The 11,975-nt window shown below is 60.0% G+C and carries 9 protein-coding genes and 1 pseudogene; 4 read left to right on the top strand and 6 right to left on the bottom strand.

Annotation, left to right across the window (positions count from 1 at the left end):
* From QMG56_RS18100 to QMG56_RS18090, 3 genes and pseudogenes are all read left to right on the top strand, one after another.
* The coding region (locus QMG56_RS18100) for an IS3 family transposase (protein ID WP_281823821.1) at positions 1–369 on the top strand (369 nt) is incomplete at its 5' end.
* A gap of 158 nt (positions 370–527) precedes the next feature.
* On the top strand, positions 528–1,559 hold the full coding sequence (locus QMG56_RS18095) for an IS110 family transposase (protein WP_086486315.1): 1,032 nt from the start codon (positions 528–530) through the stop codon (positions 1,557–1,559).
* 349 nt (positions 1,560–1,908) lie between these two features.
* Positions 1,909–2,550: pseudogene (locus QMG56_RS18090) on the top strand (IS110 family transposase); the annotation flags it as partial.
* Between the two features lie 385 nt (positions 2,551–2,935).
* On the opposite strand, the gene QMG56_RS18085 reads toward QMG56_RS18090, so the two are convergent.
* The 5 genes from QMG56_RS18085 to QMG56_RS18065 form a co-directional block, all read right to left on the bottom strand.
* Positions 2,936–3,394: a lytic transglycosylase domain-containing protein gene (locus QMG56_RS18085; protein WP_086486448.1), complete on the bottom strand. Its 459-nt coding sequence runs from the start codon at positions 3,392–3,394 to the stop codon at positions 2,936–2,938.
* A 364-nt stretch (positions 3,395–3,758) separates the two neighbouring features.
* Positions 3,759–6,713 carry a MobF family relaxase gene (gene mobF, locus QMG56_RS18080; protein WP_086486314.1) on the bottom strand — a complete coding sequence of 985 codons (2,955 nt, stop codon included), beginning with the start codon at positions 6,711–6,713 and terminating at the stop codon, positions 3,759–3,761.
* Positions 6,710–8,800 (bottom strand): type IV secretion system DNA-binding domain-containing protein, encoded by a 2,091-nt coding sequence (locus QMG56_RS18075; protein ID WP_086486313.1) that lies wholly within the window; start codon positions 8,798–8,800, stop codon positions 6,710–6,712. Before QMG56_RS18075 ends, mobF begins: the two co-directional genes overlap by 4 nt.
* Positions 8,797–9,096, bottom strand: a complete 300-nt coding sequence (locus QMG56_RS18070; protein WP_086486312.1) for a CopG family transcriptional regulator — start codon at positions 9,094–9,096, stop codon at positions 8,797–8,799. The genes QMG56_RS18075 and QMG56_RS18070 overlap by 4 nt, the downstream gene beginning before the upstream one ends.
* A gap of 159 nt (positions 9,097–9,255) precedes the next feature.
* Complete coding sequence (locus tag QMG56_RS18065; RefSeq protein WP_086486311.1) at positions 9,256–9,582, bottom strand: hypothetical protein; 327 nt, start codon at positions 9,580–9,582, stop codon at positions 9,256–9,258.
* Positions 9,583–10,222: 640 nt separating this feature from the next.
* Between QMG56_RS18065 and QMG56_RS18060 the strand changes: the two genes are divergently transcribed.
* A complete protein-coding gene (locus QMG56_RS18060; protein ID WP_043152386.1) occupies positions 10,223–10,459 on the top strand; it encodes a hypothetical protein in 237 nt (78 codons plus the stop codon).
* A 460-nt stretch (positions 10,460–10,919) separates the two neighbouring features.
* Here the strand turns inward: QMG56_RS18060 and QMG56_RS18055 are convergent, their stop codons facing one another.
* Positions 10,920–11,900, bottom strand: a complete 981-nt coding sequence (locus QMG56_RS18055; protein ID WP_043152361.1) for a DUF2493 domain-containing protein — start codon at positions 11,898–11,900, stop codon at positions 10,920–10,922.
* Positions 11,901–11,975 lie beyond the last annotated feature (75 nt).

Here is an 11,975-nt window from a genome sequence, read left to right as displayed (position 1 = left end):
GACAGAATGAAGAAGGACTTGGCGATCAGAGCGCTGGATATGGCGGTGCGCCTGCGCCAGCCTCCGGAAGGCTGCTTTTTTCATTCGGATCGTGGCAGCCAATATTGTTCTTACGACTATCAGAAAAAGCTGCAGGCCTATGGCCTGCGTCCATCGATGAGCGGCAAGGGAAATTGCTACGACAATGCGTCCGTCGAGACCTTCTTCAAATCCCTGAAGGCCGAACTCATCTGGCGGCAGAGCTGGCCGACGCGGCGTCAGGCAGAAGCCGCCATCTTCCAGTACATCAATGGCTTCTACAACACCCGTCGTCGCCATTCATATCTGGGCGGCATCAGCCCGCTCGCGTTCGAAGCCAAGGTGGCATAATGAGATAGGTGACCGGCACAAAACATGGGATAATCGCGGCGCGATTCGTCCCGGGCATCAGCATTTTGATATAGCTGACAGGGGTGGTTGCCCCCCGATATGATGGAAAAACGGGCTCACGATTGGCACCGGGCCCAAGCATCGCACGGAGAGCAACCATGAAACAGTATATAGGCTTTGACGTTTCACTAAAAGATACCGCGATTTCCATTCGTCAGGATGGAAAACGGATCTGGCGCGGCAAGTGCGCATCGGATCCCCAGATCCTGGCGCAGATAGTCCGCAAACACGCCCCGCATGCGGAGCGGGTGGTATTCGAGACAGGTCCATTGTCGACATGGTTCTATCATGCATTAACGGCGGCGGGAGTTCCCGCGGTCTGCATCGAAGCGCGTCATGCGCAGAAAATATTGAACGAGACGCTCAACAAGACTGATGCCAATGATGCTGACGGTCTGGCCCAACTGGCAGAAGCCGGCTTTTACAAGGCGGTCAGGGTGAAGTCGTTCGACGCCATGTTGACCCGCACACTGGTGGGCGCCCGCAACCTGTTGCTTACCATCTCAACGCAGCTGAGCAATCAGATCCGCGGGGTCATGAAGACGTTTGGCATCATCGTTCCCAAGGGTACAGGCCGTGTATTCGACGGGAATGTCCGCGAGCTTCTGGACGGCAGGGATGGCCTGGCACAGATCATATTGCCTTTGCTAGAGGCCTGGCGCGACATCCGCAAGCGCGCCGCAGAACTTGATCGTCAGTTGCTCGCCGCAGCCCGGCAAAGCCAGGCAATCAAGTTGCTGATGACGATCCCGGGAGTCGGGGCGGTCACGGCCGTCTCCTATGCTGCGGCGATCGAAGACCCAGCAAACTTCAAAACTTCACGCGCGGTCGGCGCCTGGCTCGGGCTTACCACGCGGCGTTACCAATCAGGCGAAGTGGATTATGACGGCCACATCTCGCGGCGAGGCGACAACTATCTGCGCGGCCTCTTATACGAGGCGGCAACGGTCATTCTCACGCGTACCCACGCTAGCAACCAGAGCGGCCTCAAAGACTGGGGCCTCAGGCTGCGCGAGCGGCTGGGTTTCAAGCGCGCCGCGGTCGCTGTGGCCCGCAAACTGGCAGTCATCATGCACACAATGCTCAATACAGGAGAGGCATTCAACACATCGGCTGGCGTCACCGCATAACCAATTCACCTGCTTAACTTCTCAGCGCGTCAGCATCTGACGTATTGAGGCGTCCCTGCCGCGGACGTGGGTCAGGTCATTCCGCTTTAACGGCTGCAGCTTTTTAAAGACTGCGCACAAAACATAGGAAGACCTTGCCTGCGGAGACCCATCATGCGGCGGCTTTATGCCGACCGCGAAGACAACCCTGCTCCCGGCATACGAAAACCCTCGCGCGACACGCCGTATTGAGAAAAACAAGCACAAGGTTGATTAACGTGTCGACGCCCTGCCCGACGCGATTAGCCTTCCCATGCCAACCACGCTTGACTGCAGGGATGCGATTATACAACCGTTACAAGTCCAGACGGTGCTCTGCAAAGTGCGGGACATGGAGAATGCGGTTCGCGCCGTACTACGCGAAAGCGGGCTCAAAGTGGGAGCTCCAGGGCGCAAGCTGTTCGCCACGCGGGTGCGCGAACTCGCTGAAACCGATCCTTCGCTGGCGGATATTACAGAACCCTTGCTGGCCATCATCGCCGCCATGCACTGCCAACTTGAACGGCTGACACGCCGTGTTCTTGAGGCTGTTCGAGTTGAACCGATCTGCCGACAGTTGATGACCGTGCCCGGCGTGGGGCCGCTGACGGCGCTCGCCTTTCGCGCGACGGTGGATCGACCTGACCGCTTCCGACGATCTCGCGATGTCGGTGCCCACCTTGGCCTGACTCCAAGGCGATATCAATCGGGTGAAACAGATGTGCAGGGACGCGTCAGCCGGTGCGGCGATGAACTCGCGCGCACATTGCTTTACGAGGCGGCCCATACGTTGTTGACCCGATGCAAGAAATGGTCGGCGCTCAAGGCCTGGGGCATAGGTATTGCCAAGCGGCGGGGGATGGCAAAGGCCCGCGTCGCTGTCGCCCGTAAGCTCGCAGTGATCCTGCATCGGATGTGGAGCGATCAGACCGAGTTTCGCTGGGGGAAGGTTCCTGCAGGCCAGGCAGCATGAGGAGGCACAATCAGAATCCCGCCTGAGAAGACGGGTAGCGTCGTTCCCATGGGGACGAAGGGCAAGACGATCTCGCTTAGAGTCCGGAACCTCAGCCCAGCTGAAGGTCGCGAAACAGATTGAGACGCCTTGCTCTCCATGACCCCATTATGCGGCGGCCTTGCGCCGACCGCGGAGAGAAGCGAGTGATCCATGGGAACGATCACGTAATCGAGGAAGCAGCTTGACCCAAAGGGCCCCAATCAGAGAAGACTCTTAGCAGCGCCACGTAGCATGGTTCATCCACACAGCGACTTGGGGATCGACTCCGCTGCGCCAGCTGCGGGTGAAAGCACATGCTACTCACGAAACACTCTGTGCACTCGGTCTGGCAAATCAAGGTCACTCACGGGCGAAAGACAGCATCTCCGTATCTCGTCCGCATATGCTGAGCTACCGAACTACGATAGCGTCTCTGCCGCCACGTCGTCGGGCTGTGATAGACGCCAATCGCCTTCCAGTAATTGCCGTTCGAGCGCAGGGCAGATAAGAATATCCACCTTGCAGCCTCCGCGTTGAAGCAGGGATCAAACCGCAGCCAATGTCGAACCTGAACAGGTGCACGCCCAACAAGCGCAGCGATGCGAGGTATCCACCAACTGTTGATCTGCAAGGGACCAAGATCGTAAGAGCCATTGATGTTACGAACCTCAGCGCCGATCCAGCCCGCTTCCTGATCGCGCAATCCCCAAAGCGTTTTCTCGAGCCAGGGCTGACCAAGCGAGGCTCGCCGAATACAGGCGGAGATCCGCAAGTCCCCCTCGTCAGAAGACTTCGAAAGTGTGGGGGCGGTGTACAATGCCATAGTGATGACGGCAGTGCATAGCAGCCTGGGGATGCCGTATGACCTCATCCGACCCTCCTGATAGCGGTTCCAGGCGTAGTGATCGTATTGGTCGGATCACTGTAAAGTGACAGCGCCGCAACTGGGCCACCTTTCAGAAATGCATAGAGCGCTCTCCCCGAACTGATCTCGGCGGCGGCGCTACGAGCGAAAGAAGTCCAGCTGTCAGGCCCGGTCCATCCAATGCGTCTGAAGGAAACTCTACACCTTCCGGTCAGGCGCGACGTACGGAATTCAAACCCATGCAGAGGTGGGACAGCGCCCGCGAAGCGCTTTCCCTGGGTCAGCTGAACGGCAAACTTACAGCGAAGCATAGGCAGTTACCTTATCGTTCGGGGCCATGGGAGGGTCCGGGTCGATGCGCAGGAGATTCGCTTTCCCGGTCGATGCCGGTTTTCGGCGCTGTCCATTCGGCGCGCGCATGGTCGAGAATGCCTGCGAGAAACCTGTCGAGCACCTGCGCGATGTTCCGGGCACCGTCGGCAAGATGCTCAGCCGCGCCACGGGGTGAGCGGTCACGATAGTGGAGTTGTCGCTCGAGCGCCCGATCGCGCCGCTCGTTTCGGTCTCGCTCCTGCTCGGCCCTCAAATTTTCCAGATGGCCTTCCCGGCGTTTCGAGAAGGCATCTACGCGGTCAGTCTTCAACCGGCCCAACCCTTCCGACGAAGACGTCTTCTCTCCTGATTGGCGCTCGAGCTTGCCAATCAGTTCCTTGACGTTGTTGGTCCATAGCCTGGCACCGAATGCCGCGCGGGTAATGGCAGTGTAGAAATTCTGGGCGTTGACCAGCGGCGATTCGACCGGCGCCAGCACGAAAACGCGCGGATAGGTTTTGGACTGGGCGGAATAGACCGTCTCTGCATAACCATGATCCCAGGTCCGGTGTTCCGACAGATTAACCTGCTGCACGCGCCCATCTCGATCCCAGCGGATCGTCGCTACCGGCCCATCAAGTTTTTCTGCGGTGCCGCGCTCCGCATTGCGTAGCCCGAGTTCGCGATTGACGAGCCGCCACTGCATACGGTCACCCTCCGCAATATCCCGTTCTTCAGGATTGAACACATTGATGTGGCGGGCCTTCGTCGTCTGCGGATCCCAGCGTATGACGCGCCCCTGATCGTCGACAAAACGCACAACCTGGCGCCCATTGACCTCCCGGCCTAGTCCAGCGACCCGATAGTCGGCGTGCCGTGCGATACCGAGGTCTGCAATGTCCCGCTCGAAACGCACCACCTGTCCTGCCCCGTAGAAGCGGGCCATATGCTTCTGGATATTGGTCGAGCCCGCTGGGGCCAGGATGGAAAACCTACTATCCTCGGCGGCCAGCCCATTCTCGTTTTTCAGCGCTTCGCGAATCTTACTGTTGACGATCAGCCGGGTCGCATTGTCGAGAACAAGGATATTGGTCCCTGCCCGTGATTCCGGCTTGAGCCGTATCCAGGCATTGACGACCTGCTCCGCCATCTTTTCATTGTCGTCGACGGTGTTGACGCTATCGAGCTTTGCCAATGCCTCGGCAAAGTTCCCGGCGCGCGCGGCGGTAACGGCAGCCTTGATCGATTTCGTTTCCTGCCGAACGGCTTGCGTCAACTCGACCGTCGGCAAGCCCAGCCTTCGCATCAACCAGAAGGGTTTGCCCTGCTCGATCGCCCCGGTCTGTTTCTCGTCTCCGAGGAAAAGCAGCCGTGCGCCGGTTGTCCCGCTGATCTCCAGCATCCGCTGGGCCTGGCGGCTGCCGAGCTGCCCTGCTTCATCGAGAACCAGCACATGGCGGTCCGTGATTCCCTGCCCGCCGCGCGCGACGAAGCTGGCGACAGTATGAGACATGATGTTCGCCTTGCTTCCCAGTTCCGCAGCGGCCGATGATGTGGGTGCTAATGCAATCAATGACGTTCCCGGCTCGGCCGCCTCAGCGAGAACTCTCACCAGCGTCGATTTTCCAGAACCGGCAACACCGTGAATCGCCGTGACCCGATCCCGCGTCAGCGCCGTCTCGACAAGTGCGCGCTGCTGCTGCGTGTTGAGCGACGTCCCGTCGAGCACGGCCAGCAAGCGATCGCTGGTGGCGATTGGACGCGCGTCATCAAGGCCAAGCGCGATATGCTGGGTCAATGCCAGCTCCAGACGCCAGGACTTCCGGCTGGTGCGGCCACGGGTCAACACCCTGTCACCGGTCTGATCATGGGTCGGCAGCAATTTGCGCAGGACCTCATGTGCTGCGATCCGGGGACGGATATCGTCGAGCCGGACTTCACCGACATAGGCAGCAAGACCAGTGCGCAATATATCGCCTAAATTGTTGACCGCCTCGGATGTCTCCAGTTGCCGCAAGCCAAAAAGAGCCGCACGCGACGCATCGCGTTCCGTGGGCGCCGGATGCTCCCCTTCCAGACCCCGCGCCAGCGCAGCAATCTCCTGCAGCGTTTCGACACGCTTGCCTGTCCGCTGATGCCATTGCGCGCTGAGTTCGGCCTCGCCGATCTTCACCTTCGCCTTGCGGGTGGCGTAAAAGGAAGCACGCTGGGCTTTCTGGCCCACCAGACCATGCTCGCGCGCATGGTCTTCAATCGCCTCGGCGCGCTTCGAGAAATGGTCGATCAGGTCCTTCGGCACGCTTCGTATCTCGAACAATCCGGAACGCGGATCAGCATCGATTTCATAGCCCGCTTCGCGCAAACCGAAGGCCAGCGCGTTGCGATAGATCTGCCCGGCCACGCGCTGTTCGCCATACATGACCCGGCTTTCCAGGCTTGCCATGGGATCGCCATTCTCGTGGTTCGTCATGTTGAGCACGACGAGATGCGTATGCAGATGTGGATCGAGTTCCCGGCTGCCATGCTCGGTGAAACGAGCAACCAGGATCCGGCCCGTTGTTTCGTGGACGATCTTCCCTTCATCACGGCGGCGCAACTGCGCCTGCTCTTCCAGATAGGAGATAGCCGCGTTCACCGCGCGCTCATGGGCGGCGAGCACGCGTTCGTCACCTGCCACCAGCCCCATGATCGAAACCGACTTTGGCGCATTGACCGCAAAATCCCAACCGGGGTGATGCTGAATTTCGCCATCCGCACGGTGTCGTCCGAGTTGTTGATCGCCGACTTTTCCAGCAAGTAGGTCGCGCAACAGCTTTGGATCAACAGCGCCGGAGAGGCCGAGATCGGCTGCCAGCTTCCCACCCCATTCAGACGGTTCGTTACCGCCCTTGGTGTAGTAATCGCCAACCGTGTAGTAGCGGGCGATATTGGCTGGTGTGCCATGGAGGCGTTGCGGCTGGATCATGCTGGCCTCGCCCGCTCACGCGGTCCGTCATCGCGGCCATGCTGGACAAGATCGGACCGGATTTCTCCCTGCTTGCCGGCAAGGATCGTCCAAAGGTTGCGGGCGGGCGCAGGCAAATCCGCATTCTCGTCATTGAGCAATAAATCTTCCACACGTTGCGGATCGATGTTCGGCGCTGGAAGCGTAAACAGTTCCGGCTGCGGTGATGGCCTCGGGACAGATTCTGAAGATAGCGAAGGCTTCGCTGGCTTGATCTCGACATGTGTCGCTGGCGGAGATGACTGCGTGGCTTCCCGCTCCATCGCTTCACGAACACGCGCTTCGGCGTGAGCGATGCGAACGAGCATCTCGGCCTTGTCGATCTGAATGGGGGGTGTCGTGCGTTCGAGGAAGGCTGGTCCCAAAGAGGGTACGTCGTTGAACCGGCTATCGAACCGCACCACGGGCAAATTGCGGCCGAAGCGCAGGAAGCCCACCAGGTTGGGCAGGTTGGTGACCTCGGTCGACATGACCAGTGGCCGCGTCACCTGCATCCGCGACAGATTGACCCCATCGCGCATGTCGTTGACCCCATAGGACATGCCCTCATTGGCTTCGACCTGTTCGACCTGACCAAGGTTGATCGAAACATGCTCGGCGGTATCCGTGTCATTCGCGCGCAGCGCCACCCAGGTCGAGCAATAGCCAGTGATCGCAGCCGCATCGTCCTTGCCGTAAGTGGCCTTGAGCTGGGGATAGGACTGGAAGCCCAATATGCCGCAGCCGCCATATTTGCGGGCACGGGCAAGGAAATCCGAGAGCGACGGCAGCTTATGCAGCGTCGGCAGTTCATCGATCACGCAATAGAGCCGCCGGTCGCGATCTGGCGTCAGGCTCATGATCGCGCTGATTGCGATGTCGAGCCAGACGGTGATAAGCGGGCGTAGCGAGGGAAGCTGATCGGCTTTCACTGTGATGAAGAGCCAGCTTCCATCAGCGCCCTTTTCCACCCAGTCTCGGATCGAGAAGCCGTCTTCGGTGTCATCGAGATAGCCGAAGCTGCGCATGACCGATGCAAGTTCGGCCTGGATGCCGGCTGATGTCCGTTCGCCTTCGGTGCTGATGAAGGCGGCGGCATCGGTCCCGGTGACAAAGGCGGCGAGGTCCTTCAGTTTAGAGCGCAGCAGACGGTCGAGCAGGACCGAGACATAGGTATGTTTCTGGCGCGCCAACTTGCGCATGACCGCAACCAGCGTCCCCCGCGCCGCCTTCGCCCAGAAGGGATCGCCATGCTTGTCGGGAATGGTCGATTCCGCGATCTGATCATAATGGTAGTCGCGCGGCACATCGACCCAGGGCGACCAGCGCGCCGCGCGCTGGTCGAGCGGGTTGAGCAACATGTCAGTGCCCTGCCGATAGAATTTCTCGACGAAGGTCCCGGCGGTATCATAGACGATGGCGCGCCGACCCGATTTGCGGATGCCGTCGAGCATGCCGACGATCAGGTTTGTCTTGCCTGTGCCCGGCGCACCGCACAGCAGGATATGCTCAGGCTCATAGGCCTCAGGCACCGGCACATTACCGATTACCAGCGGTCCCTTGGTCTGTCGCCATAGCGCGCGTTTCACCTGACGGATCGTGCCGAACCTTGCCCCTCGCAGATATTCGTTGGAGCCCAGGCCCTTACCCGTCCGGGTGAAGTAGAACCAGGCCCAGGCGAGCATGACAAGGGTGAACAGGCCAGAGAGCAGTGCGCCATGCAGCAGATAGACTTCAAATGCATGCAGGGTCTTTTTCGCGAGGGTGGAGGCAACCAGCCAGTCCGCCGAGGTCCAGTAGGCCTGGCCTTCGGGGGTGCGAAACTGCACCGGATCATTGGTCCCGGCGGCGGCATCCACCTTGATCGTGGCTTCGGCCAATTTGACCAGAACGAACCGCTCATACTCGGTCGACTTCTCGAACGCATACCAGAGCGTGCCGATGATCCAGATGATGAAGCCGGCCAATATGGTCTGGTAGAAGACCTGGGTCGTCATTCGGACATTGTGGACGATCGCCTGTCCGCCCCGCGTCCAGGAGCCTAACGTGTCGTTGCGAAAGATGCTCATGGGATATCCTCGCCGCCAAGCAGTCCACGTTCGGCAAGGATCATTCGGGCCTGCGCCATGCCCTGCTCGAGCGCGCTGGGAGATTGCTCGCCGACGGACGTCGCGACGATTGACAGGATCTGGATCGAGGTGGCGAGGATCTCATCCTGGGAGGAGAAGACATAGCGTTTGCGCTCATCGACCGCCTGTTCAAGGAGCTGACGGATGAACCCCGATAAGGACAGGTTCGCGCCGAGCGCACGGCGCATCAAGGCGGCATGCAGCGATTCATCGAGGCGGAAATTTAGCTTGGGCAAGCGAAGGGTCTCCTTATCCGGAGACCTTCGAAAATATCATGAAGCGGTCGCATATTACCGGAACGGCAATATTGGTGCAAGCCGCCCTATCACCAGATTGATCCAGAGATTTAGCGCTGAGAATACCTGCCGACAGGAAAACGGGCTGAGCGGACTCTGTCAGTTGCCTCTGATGATGATGGAAGGCGGCGGCGTTCCGCCTGTCTCCCCGCGGTGTCGACGGATTTCGCCGATCCCCAGTCTGATCTTCTTGGCTACAACGTCCGACATGCGCCGCACCTCACTGGGCGTATCGAGACCAGGGACGCCCTCCAGAAACTCGGCCAGCAAAATCGTGAGCATCTGACAGACTTCGGCTGAGCCGATATAGAGTGTGTCCCCCTTCCCCGCTTCCGGAGAGTGCTGCCTTTGCGCCGACACTTCGCAGATGGCCTTTACCACCGCCCGGCGTAGGTCGCTGATATAGTCCTCGTTCAATTCCGGCATGGCGCTATCCTTTCTGAAGCGGCAAAAAGACCATGAATTCGGCCAGGATTCAACGGGCGTCGCCCCGACGGTTCCGGCGTCACTACATTCTGGGATCCGCAATGGCGTACGACGCGTATCACCAAATTCCAGATGTCGTTTCAATAAGATAGGTTGGACCAAGTGAGCGTGGTGTTTCGCGTACGACAGCCCACCGGTTCGACGTAAGACATGTAGTACAGACTTATCTTAATGTTTTCAGGGCATAATGCGCGCGCAGCACCCGTGCGTAGGGTCCATTACAATACGGCCTTGCGCCGTGCGTCCCGCCTTACGCAGCGCGCTCGCGCTGCGCAGCCTCGTGCCGGTAGGCGCGGGGCACCCTTTCTGCTGGTTTTCAGGGGTCGATATTGAGGTGGATCGAGGGGTAAATCTCATGGGCTTGTTCTCCCAGAATGTAAAAAAGGGGGACGTGCATCAGGGCCGGTCCCGCGAGCGGGATTACCTTCTTCAGGGGATTTAACGACAGGCTCATCGCCGCCTCGTCGGCGCGCCCTTCACCCCGCCAGTTCCGCAGTAAGGGGCAAGCCACTCTTGCTTTGGCCCGTCGAAATGGCAAAGTTGCGTGTGACGGGCAGGCCATCGGGGAAGGACGATGGAAATGCCAAAGATGACCGAAAGGGATCGGCTTGCCGATCTCGAAACACGTCAGCGTAAGCTGACGGAAGATCTGGAAACCGCCCGCCGCGCTCTGCGCGGCAAATATGCGGCCATGGTGAACGATGTGCCGATAGAAACCCTGACGGAGCGCGAGTTTCGCGAACTTCTGACACAGGCTATCCGGGTTGGCGGCAGCGCAGCGCTGACGGCCCTGAAAAAGTTGCCGCCAGTGACCTGACCCGCCGCGAAGCGGCAATCTGATGATAACCGGCAGGGGTGGAGCATAAGGAACCCAGTCCTGTCGGTATCGGAGCGCAGGATGACGATGCGGTCTTCCGGCGCAAATCAGATAATGATGAAGCATCCCCGGTCGCCACACCGACGGATATCGGCGAGACTTCACCTGCGCCGACCTTCCCCGATCACAATGCCACAGGAGGCATCCCTCGCCACTGCCCTCCCCTCCTCTGATCGTCACATTGGACGTTTCCGCGACGACCAGCCCTTCCAAACCGCACCCGAAGGGTGTCCCTGCGACGAGCACGGCGAAGCCGCGCGCAGGAGGCCGGGACCGCGCTGGCGGTTCCGCATCGCGTCCGCGACGGGCCCGCTTGCGGGTCCCTGAGCGGGGGCGAGTGCTGCGCTCGAAAAAAGAAATGAGGATCGGCCCGGTAAACCGGACCGATCCTCTTGAGGCATCATTGCGCCTCCCATTCCTGATCGCTCAGCCTCACAAACCGCGCCGGGATACGCTTCTCCCTGACCAGTCGCGCAAGGTGCGATTGCAATCCCGATCCTTCGCAGACCAGCGCTTCGACGGGACGTAATCCGACCATCTGCTCGTTGCGTACGAACCCCGCCCGTTTGCCAAGCTTTGCGCTGAGCCGGAATGTTATGAGCGTGATTTTGCGCGACGCTGCCCACGCTGCGGCCATGGCGTCGCACCCCTTGTCCTGCGCAGTCGTCGCCAGCACCATCATCGGATTTCGGGATTTGGCTTCGTCGAGCTTCTCCCAGATGAGGCGGTCGTCGAACCAGCATTCCGCGCCTCCTGAGAAGATCACGATGGGTCCCTGCGGGTTGTGCGCGTCGGTTCTGCGCTGGCGACGGGCGGCGAGGAAATCGGTGGCGGCAATCACCGACGCGGTGCGCTTGCTCGACACCAGCGAGCCCCTCGGCGCGGACCATGGCCGCCCGGTTTCGGCGTGAAAAACGTCGGCGGCATGGTCGCGCATGCACCGCAGCGCATCGGTAGCTTCGTCGAGATATTCAAGTTCGTAGCGTGCCTGCTCGAGTTCGACGCTGTGGATTTCGCTGCCATCGGCGCGACGCAGCAGGTCCTGAACCTGCCGTGTCGCCTTGTCGGCCTGGCCCTCCCACTGGTCGGCGACGTGATGAAAGCTGTTGACGATACCCCATGCCAGGCGTTGCGCGGCGGGTTCCAATCGCGTCTCCCGCAGGACATCGAAAAGTGTCGTGACGATCAGTTCGACGGCGAGCTGGGCTTCCCTCGGATCGGGCATATCGGTCGCCATCTCCTCACCGCCTCGCCCGATGCGGACACCATCGAGATCGGACGCGAAGGCGGTGTGGAAATCGTCGGTGGTGGCCGCTGTCTCCTGCGTGATGAATGTAGCAATGTCGGAAAATGTGCGGTCGGACTGGTTGATCTTCGTCATGTGAACCTCCTTTTGAAACGAAAGAGGTTCTCCCCTGGGCACGGGCTCCGAGCGGCGGGGTCAAGGATCGCGGAA

Origin of the sequence: Sphingobium sp. BS19 (genome assembly GCF_027925545.1) — a bacterium.
Lineage (GTDB): Bacteria > Pseudomonadota > Alphaproteobacteria > Sphingomonadales > Sphingomonadaceae > Sphingobium.
This window is presented reverse-complemented; position numbering and strand designations above follow the sequence as displayed.